17 protein-coding genes are annotated in these 17,375 nt (G+C 70.1%); 10 read left to right on the top strand and 7 right to left on the bottom strand.

Annotated elements, in window-relative coordinates; all coding sequences use genetic code 11:
- Positions 1–26: 26 nt before the first annotated feature.
- Together ACIQU4_RS37970 and ACIQU4_RS37965 are read right to left on the bottom strand one after the other, a co-directional pair.
- Positions 27–239: a hypothetical protein gene (locus ACIQU4_RS37970; protein WP_403741046.1), complete on the bottom strand. Its 213-nt coding sequence runs from the start codon at positions 237–239 to the stop codon at positions 27–29.
- A gap of 138 nt (positions 240–377) precedes the next feature.
- The gene (locus ACIQU4_RS37965) at positions 378–1,571 is read right to left on the bottom strand and encodes an RtcB family protein (protein WP_403741043.1); all 1,194 of its coding nucleotides are present in this window, start codon (positions 1,569–1,571) and stop codon (positions 378–380) included.
- Between the two features lie 172 nt (positions 1,572–1,743).
- Here ACIQU4_RS37965 and ACIQU4_RS37960 point away from each other — a divergent pair, with 172 nt between their 5' ends.
- From ACIQU4_RS37960 to ACIQU4_RS37950, 3 genes are all read left to right on the top strand, one after another.
- Positions 1,744–2,595 (top strand): DUF3558 domain-containing protein, encoded by an 852-nt coding sequence (locus ACIQU4_RS37960; RefSeq protein WP_403741041.1) that lies wholly within the window; start codon positions 1,744–1,746, stop codon positions 2,593–2,595.
- A 166-nt stretch (positions 2,596–2,761) separates the two neighbouring features.
- A complete protein-coding gene (locus tag ACIQU4_RS37955) occupies positions 2,762–3,553 on the top strand; it encodes a DUF3558 family protein (protein ID WP_403741039.1) in 792 nt (263 codons plus the stop codon).
- A 116-nt stretch (positions 3,554–3,669) separates the two neighbouring features.
- The gene (locus tag ACIQU4_RS37950) at positions 3,670–5,325 is read left to right on the top strand and encodes a DUF2637 domain-containing protein (RefSeq protein ID WP_403741037.1); all 1,656 of its coding nucleotides are present in this window, start codon (positions 3,670–3,672) and stop codon (positions 5,323–5,325) included.
- Between the two features lie 77 nt (positions 5,326–5,402).
- Here ACIQU4_RS37950 and lysS read toward each other — a convergent pair whose 3' ends face one another.
- Complete coding sequence (gene lysS, locus ACIQU4_RS37945) at positions 5,403–7,139, bottom strand: lysine--tRNA ligase (protein WP_403741036.1); 1,737 nt, start codon at positions 7,137–7,139, stop codon at positions 5,403–5,405.
- Positions 7,140–7,320: 181 nt separating this feature from the next.
- Here lysS and argS point away from each other — a divergent pair, with 181 nt between their 5' ends.
- The 5 genes from argS (at position 7,321) to ACIQU4_RS37920 (ending at position 12,977) form a co-directional block, all read left to right on the top strand.
- On the top strand, positions 7,321–9,099 hold the full coding sequence (gene argS / locus ACIQU4_RS37940) for an arginine--tRNA ligase (protein WP_403741034.1): 1,779 nt from the start codon (positions 7,321–7,323) through the stop codon (positions 9,097–9,099).
- Between the two features lie 148 nt (positions 9,100–9,247).
- Positions 9,248–9,676 carry a DUF3995 domain-containing protein gene (locus ACIQU4_RS37935; RefSeq protein WP_403741031.1) on the top strand — a complete coding sequence of 143 codons (429 nt, stop codon included), beginning with the start codon at positions 9,248–9,250 and terminating at the stop codon, positions 9,674–9,676.
- On the top strand, positions 9,673–10,182 hold the full coding sequence (locus tag ACIQU4_RS37930; protein WP_403741028.1) for an RNA polymerase sigma factor: 510 nt from the start codon (positions 9,673–9,675) through the stop codon (positions 10,180–10,182). Before ACIQU4_RS37935 ends, ACIQU4_RS37930 begins: the two co-directional genes overlap by 4 nt.
- The gene (locus ACIQU4_RS37925; protein ID WP_403741025.1) at positions 10,179–10,646 is read left to right on the top strand and encodes a hypothetical protein; all 468 of its coding nucleotides are present in this window, start codon (positions 10,179–10,181) and stop codon (positions 10,644–10,646) included. The genes ACIQU4_RS37930 and ACIQU4_RS37925 overlap by 4 nt, the downstream gene beginning before the upstream one ends.
- A gap of 174 nt (positions 10,647–10,820) precedes the next feature.
- The gene (locus tag ACIQU4_RS37920; protein ID WP_403741022.1) at positions 10,821–12,977 is read left to right on the top strand and encodes a DUF4157 domain-containing protein; all 2,157 of its coding nucleotides are present in this window, start codon (positions 10,821–10,823) and stop codon (positions 12,975–12,977) included.
- Here ACIQU4_RS37920 and ACIQU4_RS37915 read toward each other — a convergent pair.
- From ACIQU4_RS37915 to ACIQU4_RS37905, 3 genes are read right to left on the bottom strand one after another with little or no spacing between them, the layout of a single operon-like run.
- Positions 12,974–13,285 carry a hypothetical protein gene (locus tag ACIQU4_RS37915; RefSeq protein ID WP_403741019.1) on the bottom strand — a complete coding sequence of 104 codons (312 nt, stop codon included), beginning with the start codon at positions 13,283–13,285 and terminating at the stop codon, positions 12,974–12,976. The two genes, ACIQU4_RS37920 and ACIQU4_RS37915, sit on opposite strands and share 4 nt — an antisense overlap.
- Complete coding sequence (locus tag ACIQU4_RS37910) at positions 13,282–14,436, bottom strand: polymorphic toxin type 44 domain-containing protein (RefSeq protein ID WP_403741016.1); 1,155 nt, start codon at positions 14,434–14,436, stop codon at positions 13,282–13,284. Before ACIQU4_RS37910 ends, ACIQU4_RS37915 begins: the two co-directional genes overlap by 4 nt.
- On the bottom strand, positions 14,375–14,878 hold the full coding sequence (locus ACIQU4_RS37905) for an ATP-binding protein (RefSeq protein ID WP_403741014.1): 504 nt from the start codon (positions 14,876–14,878) through the stop codon (positions 14,375–14,377). The genes ACIQU4_RS37910 and ACIQU4_RS37905 overlap by 62 nt, the downstream gene beginning before the upstream one ends.
- Before the next feature lie 151 nt (positions 14,879–15,029).
- On the opposite strand from ACIQU4_RS37905, the gene ACIQU4_RS37900 reads away from it, so the two are divergent.
- Both ACIQU4_RS37900 and ACIQU4_RS37895 read left to right on the top strand, forming a co-directional pair.
- Positions 15,030–15,815, top strand: a complete 786-nt coding sequence (locus ACIQU4_RS37900) for a Scr1 family TA system antitoxin-like transcriptional regulator (RefSeq protein ID WP_403741012.1) — start codon at positions 15,030–15,032, stop codon at positions 15,813–15,815.
- Positions 15,812–16,051 carry a DUF397 domain-containing protein gene (locus ACIQU4_RS37895; RefSeq protein ID WP_403741009.1) on the top strand — a complete coding sequence of 80 codons (240 nt, stop codon included), beginning with the start codon at positions 15,812–15,814 and terminating at the stop codon, positions 16,049–16,051. Before ACIQU4_RS37900 ends, ACIQU4_RS37895 begins: the two co-directional genes overlap by 4 nt.
- Here ACIQU4_RS37895 and ACIQU4_RS37890 read toward each other — a convergent pair.
- Complete coding sequence (locus tag ACIQU4_RS37890; RefSeq protein ID WP_403741006.1) at positions 16,044–16,313, bottom strand: DUF1876 domain-containing protein; 270 nt, start codon at positions 16,311–16,313, stop codon at positions 16,044–16,046. The two genes, ACIQU4_RS37895 and ACIQU4_RS37890, sit on opposite strands and share 8 nt — an antisense overlap.
- Positions 16,314–17,375: the final 1,062 nt, after the last annotated feature.

Here is a 17,375-nt window from a genome sequence, read left to right as displayed (position 1 = left end):
CGCCCGCCCCGCCCCGACTTCCCTGGTCAATCGCCCAGTCGGAGAGCGGGGCGGGACCAGGGGGCGCCGGCATCGGCGGACTCCGGCCGCAGTCCGAGCTCGCGGAGCTGGTTGACCGCCATCATGGCGGCGAACATCGCGTTCGGGTCGGCCCCGCCGCCGCCCAGTCCGGCGAAGGCCTCCGCGTACCGGGCGGCGAACTCGCCCGGCCGGACCTGCCCCCTCCCGCCGGCCCCCACCCCCTGCCGCCGAGCGTACGCCGCACCGTCCCCACTCTCCCCGCGAAGCCCCTCCGGCCGGCCACGGGGACCACGCGGAAGGGCCCGGACCGAGTTCGGTCCGGGCCCTTCCATTCCCCCGACAACTGCACCCAGGGCTCAGCCCTTGATGCAGATGATCTGTTTGAGCTTTGCCACGACCTCGACCAGGTCGCGCTGCCGCTCCATGACCTGCTCGATCGGCTTGTAGGCCGCCGGAATCTCGTCCACGACGCCCGCGTCCTTGCGGCACTCGACACCCTTGGTCTGCTCCGCCAGGTCTCGCGTCGAGAAGCGCTTCTTCGCGGCCGTCCGGCTCATCCGGCGGCCGGCGCCGTGTGAGGCCGAGTTGAAGGCCGCCGTGTTGCCGAGGCCCTTCACGATGTACGTGCCGGTCGCCATCGAGCCGGGGATGATCCCGAGCTCCCCCGTACCGGCGCGGATCGCGCCCTTACGCGTGACCAGCATGTCCATGCCCTCGTACCGCTCCTCCGCCACGTAGTTGTGGTGGCAGCTGATCTCCGTATCGAAGGTCACCTTCGCCTTGCGGAATTCACGCCGGAGCACTTCCTTCGCGAGCGCCATCATGATCGCGCGGTTGTACATTGCGTACTCCTGCGCCCAGTGCAGGTCATTCCGGTACGCGGCCATCTCCGGCGTGCTCGCCAGGAAGACCGCCAAGTCCCGGTCCACCAGCCCTTGGTTGTGCGACAGGCTTCGCGCCACACCGATGTGGTGCTCCGCGAGCTGGTTGCCGATGCCTCGCGAACCGGAGTGCAGCGTCAGCCAGACAGCACCCTGATTGTCCAGATTGACCTCTAGGTGGTGATTGCCCGATCCGAGCGTTCCGATCTGCTTCGCGGCCCGCTCGCGCCGGAACTTCACCTCGTCCGCCAGGTAGTCGAACCGCTCCCACAGACCCCCGTACCCCTCCACCGGGAACCCGTACAGCCGGTCCGGGTCCACCGGGTCGCGGTGCATGCCCGCGCCCACCGGGATGGCGCGCTCGATCTTCGAGCGGAGGGGGGAGAGGTCGCCCGGGAGGTCGTTCGCCGTGAGGGACGTCTTCACCGCCGACATGCCGCAGCCGATGTCCACCCCCACCGCCGCCGGGCACACCGCGTCCTTCATCGCGATCACCGAGCCGACCGTGGCGCCCTTGCCGTAGTGGACGTCCGGCATGACCGCCAGGCCCTTGATCCAGGGAAGGCCGGCGACGTTGTGCAGCTGCTGCATCGCGCTCGCCTCGACCGACGCGGGGTCGGTCCACATCCGGATCGGGACCTTCGCTCCCGGTACCTCTACATACGACATACGACTTCAATCCCCTGAATAAGCAAAAACCTCGCTCTTGGTCCCAAACCAGACAGGGGACCGGCGCCGGTACCAGCGTGTGCGATAGACATTGTGTTCATCCGCGTCCAAAGCGCGGCAACGCATTTTCCTGACCGCCGGGCCGCCGGCCGGTCGAAGGGAGCCAGTGGACGTGCAGCGCAAGGCGGTACGGCAACGACGGCGGGTCCTGCCGGGCATCGCGATGCTCACCGCACTCATGGCCGGCGCGACCGGCCTGACCGGGTGCACCAGCGGCAGCGGCGTCGGGTCCGACACCGATTCCAAGGCGGGCGACAGCAGCCCCGCGCCCGCGCCGGCCGGCAAATACCGCAGCCTGCCCGCGCCCTGCAAGGCCGCCGACGGCAAGCGCCTCAAGGCCATGCTCCCGACCGGGGACAGCCTCACCGACCAGCAGCGCGCCCAGCTGTACGCCGGGGTCGCGGACACCTCGTACGACGGCGACCGGCACGTCGGCTGCCGCTGGACGGCGCAGACGCCCGAGGAGACCCGGCTGCTGTCGGTGGGCTTCGAGCGCGTGGTCTCGTACGACCGGACGCTCATGAGCGACGACGACAAGGCGCACCAGGTGTACGTGCGCCGGCTGACGGACGCGCACCTGCCGTTCCCCGGCCCCACCACGAGCCCCACGCCGAGTACGGGTACGAGCTCCAGCGCCCCTCCGGCCGCCAGCGCTCCCCCGCCGCCCGCCGGGCAGTCGCCCTCCCCCGGCGCCGGGAGCCCTTCCGCGCCGCCGCCCGAGCTCGGGTCCCGCGTGCTCGAAGGGCTCGGGACCGAGGCGTACATCGAGGACAAGCTGAGCGCGGCCGGCGCGAGCGCGGCGCAGGCGCGGACGGTGCGGATTGTGTTCCGTACCTCGAACGTCATCGTCACGGTGGAGTACAGCGTGCAGCCCGCACTGCCCGGTACGGTGCCGTCGAGCCCCGAAACCCAGGACAAGGCACGGCAGTTGACGCAGGCCCTCGTCGAGCGTTTCAACGAGTGAGCGGGGGCGCGCGGGGCTCGGCGTGACGGCGCGCACAGCAGGCGCGCGCCGGGTCGGGCTACCGTTGTTCGGGTCCCGCGCCCGCCCGCCGAACCCGAACCGAACCCGAACCGAGCCCGCACCGCGTCCACAGAACGCGCCCCACAACGTACTGACTGAAGGAACCATGCACCGATCTGCCTCGCGCCTCACTCGCGTTCTCGCCTGCGCAGCCGTCCCGGTGATCCTCACCGTCGCCGGCTGCTCGTCCGACTCGGGCAAGGACTCCGCTTCGGGCGGCGACAAGAAGCCCGGCGCGTCCTCCTCCTCCGCCAAGCCGAGCGGCAAGGCCTCGGCCGCGCTGGAGAAGGCCGCGTTCGCGACGCTGCCCGACCCGTGCAAGTCGATCCAGGCGAAGACCCTTGAGACCCTCGTCCCGGAGGCGAAGGACAAGAACGGCACCGCGACCAAGTCGAACGACCTGACCTCCCGTGCCAGCTGCTCCTGGAACGGCCTGGACGAGGACGGACTGAAGGGCTCGCAGTACCGCTGGCTGTCGATCTCCCTGGTCCGCTACGAGTCGCACTCCTCGCTCGGCGGTGCGAACAAGCGCGCCGAGGACCAGTACAACAAGCAGGTCGCGACCGCGAAGGCGGCCGAGGGCGCGCAGAACGTGAAGGTCGAGCAGGCGAGCGGGATCGGCGACCAGGCGTCGTCGGTCGTGTACGGCGTGAAGAAGGACGTGGACTTCTTCAACACGACGATCGTGGCGCGCACGCAGAACGTGGTGATCACGCTCGACTACAACGGTGCGGCGTACGAGGGTGCCGGCGCTCCGGATCAGGCCAAGCTGCTGGAGAACGCGATCGCCGCGGCGAAGGAGACGGTGGCCTCGGTCGCCGCCGCCAACCAGCAGCAGCCTCCGTCGCAGCAGCCGTCGCAGCAGCCTGAGCAGCAGGCTTCTCCCTCCGCGCAGTAGGCGCCGGCGGGTCCGGGCGGCGTGGCGGGCGCTTAACGGGAGGCTGACATTCAGTCACCTGTGCGGTCACCCGTACGCTGTGCCTGCCGTAGCTCGACAAGGGGAGGGGATCGCGGGTGGCCGCGATGCAGCTGACTCGTACGCACCGGATACTCATCGGCGTCGTGGTCGCAGGAGCCGTGGTCATCGCGGGGATCGGTTTCGCCGGTTCGTACGCCGCCGTGCGCGCGCTCGCCCTGCAGAAGGGTTTCGGGAACTTCTCGCTGGTGTTCCCGATCGGCATCGACATGGGCATCTGCGTGCTGCTGGCACTGGACCTGCTGCTCACGTGGATCCGGATCCCGTTCCCGCTGCTGCGCCAGACGGCGTGGCTGCTGACCGCGGCGACGATCGCGTTCAACGGCGCGGCGGCCTGGCCGGACCCGCTGGGCGTGGGCATGCACGCAGTGATCCCGATCCTGTTCGTGGTCACGGTGGAGGCGGCCCGGCACGCGGTGGGCCGGATCGCGGACATCACCGCGGACCGGCACATGGAGGGCGTCCGCATCACGCGCTGGCTCCTGTCGCCGCTGCCGACCTTCAAGCTGTGGCGCCGGATGAAGCTGTGGGAGCTGCGGTCGTACGAGCAGGCCGTCGGCATGGAGCAGGACCGGCTGATCTACCAGGCGCGGCTCCAGGCCCGGTACGGGCGCGCATGGCGCCGCAAGGCCCCGGTGGAAGCCCTGATGCCGCTCCGGCTGGCCCGCATCGGCGTCCCCCTCTCCCAGACGGCCCCTGAGGGCCTGGCGGCGGCGGGCATCGACCCGGTACTGCTGCCCCCGGCGGCCGCGGCCATCGCTACGGGTGCGGCGGGTGCGGCGGTGGCGGCGGTGGCGGCGCCCTCGGCTCCGGCCCTGGAAGCAGGCCTGGCCGCGCAGACCGCCGGCCGGCCGGGCGAAGCCACGGTCCACGCGGCCCTGCCCGGCGCGGTCGCGGGCATCCCGGGTCAGGTGGGCCTGGCGGGCGCAGCCGGGGGCCGGCAGGCCGCAGGCATTCCGGGCCAGCCGGGCATGCCCGGCATAGCCGCGGGCCCGGTCCAGGCGGGTCAGCCGGCGATGGCGGGTCAGCCCGGCCTGCCCGGCGGAGCCGAGGGCCACGCAGGTCTTGCCGGCGCAGCCGCAGGCATCCCGGGGCAGCCGGGCGTGTCCGGCGCGGCCGCGGGCCTCGTGGGCCAGCCGGGTCTGCCGGGCGCCGCGTACCCGGGGTCCGTGGCGGAGCCCCAGGTTCGGGAAGGGGCGGGTACGGGAGCAGCCCCGCAGGGCCACACCCCGCTCCCCTTCGCGGTCGACCCGACGGCCATGCCCGCCGCCCACGACAGCGCCTGGTTCGCCGCTCCCCTGGCCCCGCAGGCCGCGTACGAGGGCGGGTACAACCCCCAGTACGTCGAGGGCCTGGAGCCGACCCCGGTCATGCCCCCGACCGGCCCGGACGAGGACGTTCCGCAGCAGGAGCAGCCCCCCGTACCGCCGGCCACCGCCGATGACGCCGAAGCCGACGCCGCCGCCGACGCTGCCGCCGGCTTCGACCAGGCCAAGTTCAACGAGGCGGCTTACGAGGTGTTCCGCTCGTACCTCGACGAGCACTCGGACTTCCCGACCCCGGAGCAGGTGGACATACACCTCTCGGACCGTCACGGGATCGACCACCCGCGCAGCTCCTCGATGATCCGCAAGCTCATGCCGGGCCTGAAGCTCCGCTACCAGCGCGAGCTGGAGAGCGAGCACATCGCCTAGGCAGAGGCAGCACGTCCGTATGCGGAAGGGCCCGCACCCCCTCGGGGTGCGGGCCCTTCCGTTTACCTGCGAACGGCTCAGGCGGCCAGCAGCTTGCGCACCCGGTCCGCGCCCACGGCGAGGAGCAGCGTGGGCAGGCGCGGCCCGGTCTCCCGGGTCACGAGCAGCCGGTACAGCAGCGCGAAGAACGTGCGCTGCGCGACCTTCAGCTCCGGCGTCGGCTTCGCGTCCGGTTCCAGCCCCGCCATCACCTTCGGCACGCCGTAGACGAGCGTGGTCAGCCCGTCGAGCGACCAGTGCGAGTCGAGCCCGTCCACCAGCAGCCGCAGCGACTCGCGGCCCTCGGCGTCCAGGGACCCCAGCAGCTCGGTGTCGGCGTCCTCGCGCACCAGCGTCCGCTGGTCGGCCGGGACCTGGGTGGTGATCCAGTTCTCGGCGCGGTCCAGCCGCGGCCGTACTTCGTCCAGCGAGGTCAGCGGCTGCGACGGGTCCAGGTCGGCCAGGATCCGCAGGGTCTGCTCGTCGTGCCCGGCGGTGATGTCCACGACCGAGGCGAGCGTGCGGTACGGCAGCGGCCGCGGGGTGCGCGGCAGCTCGTGCGAGGCGACCCGTACGGCACGGGTGTGCGCGGCGGCATCGGCCGGCAGCACGGAGCCGTCGGCGACCTTGGACTCCAGCTTGTCCCACTCGTCGTAGAGCCGCTGGATCTCCTGGTCGAAGGCGATCTTGAAGGACTGGTTGGGGCGGCGGCGCGCGTACAGCCAGCGCAGCAGCTGCGGCTCCATGATCTTCAGCGCGTCGGCCGGGGTCGGGACCCCGCCCTTGCTGGACGACATCTTGGCCATGCCGCTGATGCCGACGAACGCGTACATCGGTCCGATCGGCTGCTCGCCGCCGAAGATGTGCACGATCTGGCCGCCGACCTGGAAGGACGAGCCGGGCGAGGAGTGGTCGACGCCCGAGGGCTCGAAGATCACGCCCTCGAAGGCCCAGCGCATGGGCCAGTCGACCTTCCAGACCAGCTTGCCGCGGTTGAACTCGCTGAGCTTGACCGTCTCGGTGTACTCGTCCTCGGTGCAGACGTAGGTCATCTCGGTCGTCTCGTCGTCGTACGAGGTGACCTTGGTGAAGTCCTTGCCGCACTGGCCGCAGTACGGCTTGTACGGGAAGTACCCGCTCTCGCCGGTGCTGCCGTCGTCCTCGGCGGCCGCGCCGGAGCCCTCGGCGGCCTCCAGCTCGGCCTCGTCGACCTGCTTCTGCTGGGGCTTCTTGCCGCCCGGCTTCTGCTTGGTGCGGTACTGGGCGAGGACCGCGTCGATGTCGCCGCGGTGCTTCATCGCGAACAGGACCTGCTCGCGGTACGCACCACTCGTGTACTGCTCGGTCTGGCTGATCGCGTCGTACTCGACGCCCATCTCGGCCAGGGCCTCGACGAAGGCGGCCTTGAAGTGCTCGGCCCAGTTCGGGTACGCGGAACCGGCCGGGGCGGGCACGGAGGTCAGCGGCTTGCCGATGTGCTGCGCCCAGGACTCGTCGATGCCGGGGACGCCGGCCGGGACCTTGCGGTAGCGGTCGTAGTCGTCCCAGGAGATGAGGTGGCGGACCTCGATGCCGCGGCGGCGGATCTCGTCGGCGACCAGGTGCGGGGTCATGACCTCGCGGAGGTTGCCCAGGTGGATCGGGCCGGAGGGGGAGAGTCCGGACGCGACGACGACGGCTTTGCCCGGGGCTCGGCGCTCCGCCTCGGCGATGACCTCGTCCGCGAAACGGGAGACCCAGTCGGTCTCGGTGCTGCTCTGGGCGCTCTGAGCCACGACACGTCCTTCTATCTCGAATGCTGGCTGTCAGCCATTCTCCCAGACGGAACGGGACACTCCGGGGTTGCCCGCGGGCCCCCTTTATCTCGGGAAACGAGACGGCCCCTCGTGGGATACTCGGGGCTTGTCGGAACAACCAAGTGCACCTTCAGGCACGACCTCACAGGAACGGCAGCTCATGGCCTCGGTCCCTTCCCTCGCTTCTTCCGTCGATCAGCGCGTCGCGGACGCCATCGCCTCGGCCCTGCCGGAGGCCGGTGGCGCCGACGCCATGCTGCGACGAAGCGACCGGGCCGACTTCCAGGCCAACGGCATCCTGGCGCTCGCGAAGAAGGCCAAGGCCAATCCGCGTGAGCTGGCGACGACGGTGGTCGGGTCCATCCCGACCGGTGACCTGATCAAGGACATCGAGGTCTCGGGCCCCGGCTTCCTCAACATCACCGTCTCCGACCGGGCGATCATCGAGACCCTCGCCGCTCGCGCCGGCGACGACCGCCTCGGTGTCCCGTACGCCGCGAACGCGGGCACGACGGTCATCGACTACGCGCAGCCGAACGTCGCGAAGGAGATGCACGTCGGTCACCTGCGGTCCGCCGTGATCGGCGCCGCGATGGTCGAGATCCTGGAGTTCACGGGCGAGAAGGTGGTCCGGCGCCATCACATCGGCGACTGGGGCACCCAGTTCGGCATGCTCATCCAGTACCTGATCGAGCACCCGCACGAGCTGGACCACAAGGCCGAGGGCGACACGGAGGTCTCCGGCGCGGAGGCCATGTCCAACCTCAACCGCCTCTACAAGGCCTCGCGCGCGCTCTTCGACTCCGACGAGGAGTTCAAGACGCGCGCCCGGGCCCGGGTGGTCGACCTCCAGGCGGGCGACGAGCAGACCCTCGCCATGTGGCAGCGGTTCGTCGACGAGTCGAAGATCTACTTCTACTCCGTCTTCGACAAGCTGGACATGGACATCCAGGACCCGGACGTCGTCGGCGAGTCCGGCTACAACGACATGCTGGTCGAGACGTGCAAGCTGCTGGAGGACTCGGGCGTCGCCGTCCGCTCCAACGGCGCACTGTGCGTGTTCTTCGACGAGTACAAGGGCCCGGACGGCAACCCGACCCCGCTGATCGTCCAGAAGTCGGACGGCGGCTTCGGCTACGCCGCGACCGACCTGTCGGCGATCCGGGACCGCGTGGGCAACCTGAAGGCGGACACCCTCCTCTACGTGGTCGACGCCCGCCAGTCGCTCCACTTCAAGATGGTCTTCGAGACGGCCCGCCGCGCGGGCTGGCTGAACGACGAGGTCAAGGCCGTGCAGCTGGCCTTCGGCACGGTCCTCGGCAAGGACGGCAAGCCGTTCAAGACCCGTGAGGGCGAGACGGTCCGGCTGGTGGACCTGCTGGACGAGGCGGTGGAGCGGGCGACCTCCGTGGTCCGGGAGAAGGACAAGGACCGTGGCTTCCTCAGCGAGCAGGAGATCGTCGAGAACGGCCTCCAGGTCGGCATCGGCGCGGTCAAGTACGCGGACCTCTCCACCTCCGCCGCGCGCGACTACAAGTTCGACCTGGACCAGATGGTCTCGCTGACCGGTGACACGTCCGTGTACCTCCAGTACGCGTACGCCCGGATCCGGTCCATCCTGCGCAACGCGGGCGACCGTTCCCCGGTCGCGCACCCGGAGCTGGAGCTGGCCCCGGCCGAGCGCGCGCTGGGCCTGCACCTGGACCAGTTCGGCGAGCTGATCGCGGAGGCGGCCGCGGAGCAGGCCCCGCACAAGGTGGCCGCGTACCTGTACCAGCTGTCCTCGCTGTTCACCACGTTCTACACCGAATGCCCGGTCGTGAAGCCGGAGCCGGAGCTCGTCGTCGGCGAGAACCGCCTGTTCCTGTGCGACCTGACCGCCCGCACGCTCACGAAGGGCATGTCCCTGCTGGGCATCCGCACCCCCGAGCGCCTCTGACCCTGTTCGCGGGGCGCACGGCCGGTACGCGGGCATCGGCGCACCGGCGGTATCAGGCTCTGAAACGGATGTGACGCGGCGCACAGGGAACGTTCTCCATGTCCGCCTCCTCTTCGGGGTGTTGGTTCTCGACACCGAGGGGGCACTCATGAGGGACACATCGCGACGCCGTACGGGAGTCGCGCTGGCCGGGCTGCTGGCCGCGGACGGGGTGGTGCACCTGTACTGGGCCACCGGCCGCACCTGGCCCGCGGCGAGCGAGCGCGGCCTGTCCCTCGCCGTCCTCGGCACGGAGGTCTCCTTCGCGCCGTCCGTCGTCCTCCCGCTGGCGGCGCTCACCCTGGGCGGGGCCGCCGCCGTCCTCGGTCACGCGTACGGGCGCGGCGGACGCGTCACGCGGGCGGTCACCGCGGCCGTCGCGGCCGGTCTGGCCGTACGGGGCCTCGCGGGCCTGGGATGGGCGGCCGGTCTCCTCGACAGCCCGCCCGGCCCCTTCCACCGGCTGAACCTCGTCCTCTACACGCCCGCCTGCCTCGGCTTCGGCTGGGCGGCCGCCCGGCTGGCCCGCGCCCGGTGACCCCCGCCGAACACGACCGCGGCGTCGCCCTCGCCCGGGCCGCCCGCGCCGGCGACACACTCGCCATGCACGACCTGCTCGACCACCTCACCCCGTACGTCGCCCGCATCTGCACCCCCATCGCCCTCGCGGACGGCCCCGACGCCTGCCAGGAAGCCCTGGTGGCGGTCTTCCGCGCTCTGCGGGGCCTGCGCGATCCGCAGACCCTGTACGGATGGGTCCGCGCCATCGCGGTCCGCGAGGCGGTCCGCGTCGCCCGCCGTGCGGCCCGCGCCCGCCCCGCCGAACTCGCCGACCTCCCCGGCCCCGGGGACCCCGAGCTCGCCGCCGACATCGACGACGTCCTGGCCCGCCTCTCGCCCGACCACCGGGCGGTCCTGGTGCTGCGGGACGTGGAGGGCCTCGACGAGGAGTCCGCGGCCGCGCTCCTCGGCGTCCCGCCGGGCACCGCCAAGTCCCGGCTGCACCGGGCCCGTACGAGCTTCCGAAGGGCATGGTCCGCATGACGTACGCACTCGACGAGGTGAACCGCCTGCGGATCATGGCGGCGGGCGTCCGGGGCGCCCGGATCGCCGAACAGGTCCTCCCCGCCCCCCTGGACACCGTCTGGGCGGTGATGGGCGACCTGGAGGGCGAGTTCGGCCGGTTCCAGCCGGACATGCGCGAGATCCGCGTCCTGCGGGTGGCCGGCGACCGGGTGGAGGCGCTGGCCCGCAGCAAGTACGGATTCCGCGCCCACTTCCGGGGGGCCCTGCGCCCGGGCTGGTGCTGGCTGCAGAGCCGCTTCCTGATCATCGGCATGGCGGCCGCCCCCGAGCCGGGCGGCGGCACCCGCGTGGCCCTGACGGGCGGCGTACGGGTTCCCGGGCACGCGGCGATCGTCCCCTTCGGGGCATCCGGGGAACTGACCCGCGCGATGACCCGCCTCCAGGCCCGGGTGGAGCGGCGGGCGGGCCCCGGGGCCGGATAGCACGGGGCGGCCTCGCCGCCTCGCGTTTCGCACCGTCATGCCCCTCCCTCGCGGGCCATCACACGCATTCAACGCGGCGGAGGCAGGAGGCGCCATATCCAGACTGGTGACGAAACCCTTACGTCCGTGCCCCGAACCGGCTGAGTACCTGCGGATTTCCGTAGCGTCACAGACATGCGAGTAGCGCGAGGTGACGACGGAACAATGGGCTCCGACAGGGAAGAGAACTCCATAGTCAAGCGCGACCCCATGCCCCAACGCCTCCCCGCAGCTCCCGTGAGCGCCACCGATCAAGGGTTGCTGGGGCTGCAGGGCACGGCGGGCAACGGCGCCGTCATCCAGATGCTCCGCCGGGCCGGCCATGCGTGGGCTCAAGACCAGCACCAGCACAGCGACGGCTGCGGTCACCAGGCGGAGGCCGCCGTGGTGCAACGTTCCGTCACCCACGACGTCTTGAAAGGGCCCGGGCACCCGTTGGCCGACGCCACCCGGTCCGAGATGGAATCTCGTCTGGGTGCCGACTTCTCGGACGTTCGCCTCCACACGGACGGCGCGGCGAAGCAGTCCGCCGCCGAGTTGGGCGCTCGTGCCTACACGTCGGGCAGCCACGTGGTCATCGGAGAGGGCGGGGGTGACAAGCACACACTCGCCCACGAGCTCACCCACGTCATCCAGCAGCGCCAGGGGTCCGTCTCCGGCGCCGACAACGGTGCGGGCCTGCGCGTCAGCGACCCCTCGGACCACTTCGAGCGCGCGGCCGAGTCCAACGCCCGGGCCGTGATGAGCCGTCCGGCCCCGCCTTCGCCGTCCTCCGATGTCCGGCGTTCCGTCGTCCCCGAAGCGCCGCAAGCGGCGGCCCCGGTGCAGCGTGCCGTGGTGGTGAAGGGCCGGATGTACTCCAACGCCCACCAGCAGGCGCACGAGAAGGACCCTGCGCCGTTGTGGAAGGAGATCGAGACGTTCGTCCAGAACGAGCCGGCCTGGAGGCGGACCGAGTTTCACACGCACCAGACGGCGATGAAGCAGCAACTGGTGAAGTGGGTCGACGATCAGGGGGTGGGCGAGAAGAACGCCGTGGGCGGCCCGAGCAAGCACCATCAGGTGTACGGACGCAAGATTCGCAACCACAGCTTTCCCGAGGTCGGCCAGCTCTACGCGAGCCTGTTGGGCTGGGTGCGCCAGAAGCCGGGGCGCCACCGCGAGAAGGAACTCGCCCAGTACGTGAAGAGCAACGACGAGATCGGCGTCGGTCTCGACGCTCTTCTGGCGAAGGTCCTCAGCTGGATCACCGGGCTCGCCAACCAGCCGCTCCAGCCGGGCAGATACCAGCAGATCATCGAGGAGCTTCAAACCGGTCTCGTGAACCAGAAGGAGTACGGCACCTACCGCACCCACTTCGACATCACCGCCGCCGCGGTCAACCCTGCGGCCAAGACCGGGATCAACGGCAACATGCTCGCCGTGCTGAAGCACCCGGAAAAGCACGACATGCGCGACAAGATCGTGGTCCTGCACGACGTGATGGAGTACTTCCTGGCCGCCCGCCACGGTACGCAGACCGCGGGCAGCAACATCCTCGCCGCCCCGGCCAAGGAAGGAAAGGTGGGCACCTCGAAGATCACCCCGGACGGCCGCCGGGCCGAGGCGGTGTTCAGCAAGGGAATGCACGTCGACCGCGGCGTCGGTTTCATCACCCGGGACGAGAAGGACCCCACGACGGCACTGGCCCGGGCGAACAACGTCCCCGTCTGGGTGGGCCAGTCGGAGACGACCTCGCGCATCATGAACTTCGGCTCGGCTGCCGGCGCCAACCCTGTCGAGCTCAGCGCCGCCGCGTGGGCCCTCTTCGCCTTCTGGCGCCTCGACTACGACCACACGGTCACATGGGGTTACCACACGCTGCACGAAGTGCTCGATATGGCACACAACTTCGGGGTCGCGTACAACGTGCTGGACCGGGAGCAGGGGCTGCAGGACTTCGCGCCGGGCAGCCTGTTCCGATTCCTCGACTCCTGGCAAACCCATCTGGCCGGGGAGCTGAACAGGCTCCAGGCGCCCATCGCGGACCACGACAAACGTGCTTCCGCAGCGGGCACCCGCATTCTCACGGGTTCCCTCTGGAACCTCAGGCAGGAGGTGGCAGCCCTCAACCTGGCGTCCGCCAAGGTCCGGAGCGCCGAGCAGGCAGGCCGGCGTGAGGAACGTCAGGCCGCGCTGCGCGAGTACGCGCTCCTCTGCCAGCAGGCCATCAAGCTGTACCAGCACACCTGCGCGGCACTCGCTGCCGCGCCCCCGCCCGCCGCGGCAGCCGCCCCGGTGTCACAGCACTAGCAGCGGTACCCGTCGGGGACCTGGAGGATGGCCACGAAGATCCAGACCATGACCGCCGCCCCGGCCAGGCCGCCGAGGAGGGCGGCGGTCAGGTTCCAGCGGCCGACGTACGCGACGAGCACGCCCCACCAGGCCGTCGCGAGGAGCGCGAGCAGCGCCCCGTAGAAGAGCAGCGCGAGGCCGTTGGCGGCCCCGTTCACGCCGACGTCGCAGGCCCGCCAGGCGGCATTGAGCAGCACCGCGCCGAGCACGCCCGTGCCCAGACCGGCCAGTGGGGCGATCAGGCAGCCCAGCTGTCCGCGCGTCACGGGGTGGTCCTGATCTGCGGGACGTCCTTGCCCTCCCGCTTCGCCTGCTCCATCCGGTCCATGGCGTCCTCGATCCCCTGCTTGAGCTGGTCTTCCGTCATGTTCTTGCCGTACTTGTCGTACAGGTCCATTCCGATCCTCATGGTGATCTGGTCGCCCTGGTCGTCGTCACCCGTCAGCAGGGTCTCCCCCAGCGAGGCGCCCTTGATCAGGGTGTCCGGGTCGAATCCGGCGGCCCGGCCGATGTACCCGTAGTGGATGTTGGAGTAGATGTCGTAGAACACCTCCCGGTTCTGGCCCGGCTGCTTGAAGAAGTAGTCGTTCTTCGTCTGGAGGTCGAAGTGCTCCTGGAGCTGGGGCTTGTGGTCCCAGTCCTGGCCGGGGGCCACCTTCAGGCCCCACATCACGAGCGCCGCGTTGATGTCGCTGCCGTAGTTGCGCCCGAAGTCGTACCACTGCGGCTCGCGCAGCAGGGCCTGCAGCTGGTGGACGGTGTCGGAGTCCACGTTCCGCTTCATCTCGTCGAAGATCCACTTCTCGGCCTCGGTGAACTTCTGCTCGCTGCGCGCCGATCCGGTCGGCGGGATCACCGGCTTGGCGGTGGCGTTGAAGCCGCCCATCGTCCCGTCTAAGGGGTTGGAGTCGACCACCACGGCCTGGAGCGCCTGCCTGATGGCCTTGTCGAACTCGTCCACCGCATGCACCGCCTCCGCGATGTGCGCGGTCCACGAGTCCTCCGCCTCCCGCATCCCGGGGTCGCGGCGCAGGATGCGAGCCTGGGCGGGGTCCTCGACCCGGGTGAAGTCGAAGGTGGCCCGCCCGGCCGTGGACACCGCCATGCCGGCGTCGACGGCGTCCTTGCGGGCCGACTCGACCTTCTTCTTCAGATCCACGAACCCTGCGTGGGCGTCGCGCAGGAGCGCGGCGACCGCCTTCGCCTCGGTCTGGGCGGCGGCGTACTCGCGGCGGGTGGTGGCGAAGTTGTTCTGCGCCACCCCGGCACTGAGACCGAGCCAGTTCTGGCCGAAGGACGGACCCATGGTGACCTTCTGGACGCTCCCGGCGTACCGGTCCTCGACCTTCTTCAGTTCACCGGCCATCGCGTCCCACGCGGTCGCCGCGGTCGCGAGCAGGCCGAAGTTCGTGGTCATCACTTCCTGGTACGTGAGCACGTCTCCCCCAACTGTGCATGTCAGCAAGGCTAGTTCGGAACTCGCACCACACCACCTTGCCAGGCCGCCGCTCACTCACGCCCCAGAGATCGGCAACCACTTCGACGAGGAGAAGGCCCCGGCCGCCGTCCCGGTCCGGGTGTCGAAGGGTGGGCTGCCCGCCGCCGCTGTCGTGGACCTCTACGTGTACGAGGTGCTCGGTACGGAGGAGGCGGAGCAGGTAGCCGCGGCCGGGCGGGGCGCCGTGGAGGAGGGCGTTGGCGGCGAGCTCGCTCACGCAGAGCAACATGTCGTCCTCACGCGACGTGACGCCCCAGGCGTGGAGGGTGTCACGTGTGAAACCCCTTGCGGCACTGACGGTTCGGGGTGAGCGGAGGTAGAACTGCCGCCGCAGGAGCGCCGGTTGGATATCGAGATTCACGGGGCGATCGTCGCGCGGAGTGACTAGCGTCTAGCTGAGCGCCAACCCGTACTCATTGATGAGTACGGGTTGTCACGGGTATTGGCCGTGCACGGACGGGGAGTTCGCTGTCATGCCACCAAGGAAGCGCCCACGGCCCAACGCGACGACCATGAAGATGGTCGGAGCGATGGTCGCCGTCAGCCGCGTCGCGAAGAACCTGACCCAGAAGCAACTTGGAGAGTTGGTGGGGCTGGAGGAACAGACCATCGCCTCGATCGAGCAGGGCAGGCGCATGCTGATGCCGGACATCGCCGAGCAGATGGACCAGCATCTGGCGCTGCCGGGGATCCTGAGCGTCGCCGCGAACCGCATGCCGGACGTGGACTCGCTGCCCGACTGGGCCGAACCGCTGATCCAGCTGGAGCGCATGGCTCTGGCCTTGTCGTCGTACCAGAATCAAACCGTCCCGGGCCTGCTCCAGACCGAGCCGTATGCGGAGGCTGTATTCCGGAGCCGCGTGCCCTTCTTCTGTGAGGAGGAGATCGAGGAGAAGACGGCAACCCGCATGGTCCGCCAGACAGCGCTGCGCCGCAAGAAGCCCATGGTGGCCAGCTTCGTCATCTGGGAGCCAGTGCTCCGGATGCCGCTCGGCGGGCCGGAGGTCCTCCGGGGACAGCTCCAGCACCTGCTGGACTGCTCTTCTCTGCCCGGCGTCATGATCCAGGTCCTGCCCCTCGACCGCACCAGCCACCCGGCCCTCGACGGCCCGTTCATCCTCCTCGAACCCCACCCGCTCCAGCACGTTGCCTACATCGAAAGTCAGCGCGGCAGCCAGCTCGTATCCGACCTGAACGAGGTCAGCATCGTGGCTCAGCGGTATGCCATGCTGCGTACGGAGGCCCTCAATCCAGAGGAAACCAGGGCCCTGTTGAAGCAGCTCCTAGGAGACCCATGAGCACGGCACTCACGTGGTTCAAGTCCAGCTACAGCGGCAGCGACGGCGGCGACTGCCTTGAGGTCGCCGTCGCCTGGCGCAAGTCGAGCTACAGCGACGACGAAGGCGGCGCCTGCGTCGAGGTCGCCACCTGCGCCGACCAGGTGCACGTGAGGGACTCGAAAGTCCCTCACGGCCCCTCGCTCACTCTCACTCCCAGCGCGTGGTCCCACCTCGCTCAGTGGGTCACTAGCTGATCGGGTAAGAGTGTCGGCCCGTCTCTGCATCGATCTCTGAGTGGGCCTTCTGCAACATCTGGGACGCGAGATCCATCAGCGCGCGAGCGCCGGCGATCTCTTCCCCGACCCGCAGCTGCTCCGGGTCGGAGGGGTGGCGCATGGCGTAGCCGTGCGCCCTCATCTCGGAGCCGTCACCGAGCCTGACCATGGCCGCCGCGCTGGTGCGGTGGCCTTCCTCGGTGAATTCGAGCTCCACGTGCCACCCGACGAGTGTGGGCATGGTGCATCACCTCCAGGGGGTCACCCTGCCTCCAGGGTGCGCCTGGGGCGGCAGGAACGCGAGCGGGGGCTTCGGGGGGCGGGGTCCCGGTCGGCCGGGGTCGGTGAAGGGTCCGGGGGCGTCCCGTCAGTCCACTGTCCTTCCGTGTCGGGTCGGTCCGTCAAGGGCGCTCACTTCGTTCGCGTCGCTTCGCGATGGCCTTCGGCCACCCTTGACCGACCGCCCCGCCCCGGAATGCCATAAGACTGCCGGGAAGCCCCCGAAGGAATGGCCGGGAGGTTATCCGACCAGGAGCGGCCCTGTCGGAGATGCCGACCAGGACCTCCCTGTCCATCCGCACCCAGCCCGCCAGGACCACCAAGCCCAGCCGGTGACGGGGGCGCGGGGAGGGCCAACCTGCACCAGACAGTGATGAGATGACGATGGGGCCCCAGTTCGCGGCGGATCGCTACGCGCTTCTCTCGGTATAGCGTCCGGCGACCGTCCGGGGCTGGACATAGGCCGCCCACGCGGCGCAGGTGGGCGGTTTTCCGGCGTCTGCACGTCGTGGGGGGTCGCCAGGGGACGTCCGTGGGCGGGTTTTCGGGCGTCTGCGGGCTGTCTGGACGCTCTTTGGGCCGAAAAGAGGGCGAGAGGGCCCGAAAAGAGGGCGAGAGGGGGCGAAAAGGCGGCGAGAGGGGGTGTGGGGGAGTCTGATGCCGGATTTCTCGACCTTCCGCTCCGGCAAGGCCGCTTGTGGGTCCCGATTGGCCGCCAAAAGGGACAAACCGCCTGCTGTCGCAGGCCAAGGGTCCTCTGTGCCGGTCGTGGGCGGTCTATGTCCGGCCACAGGCGGTCGTCGGACGCCAAGCCGAGAGAAGCGCGTAGCGATCTGACGCGCCCCCGGTCGCTGGTCGGTCCTGGTGGGGCAGGGTGCGGCTGAACGGGGGCGGGAGATCAGCATCCCTGAGGGAGCTGAATGTGGACCTGTCCCCCTGACCGTTCCTTCGGGGGCTTCCCGACAGTCTTATGGCATTCCGGGGCGGGCCGGGCAGTCAAGGGTGGCCGAAGGCCATCGCGAAG

This window comes from Streptomyces sp. NPDC090741 (genome assembly GCF_044769045.1).
Lineage (GTDB): Bacteria > Actinomycetota > Actinomycetes > Streptomycetales > Streptomycetaceae > Streptomyces.
The sequence above is the reverse complement of the archived record's forward strand: the minus strand, read 5'-3'. Positions and strand labels throughout refer to the sequence as shown.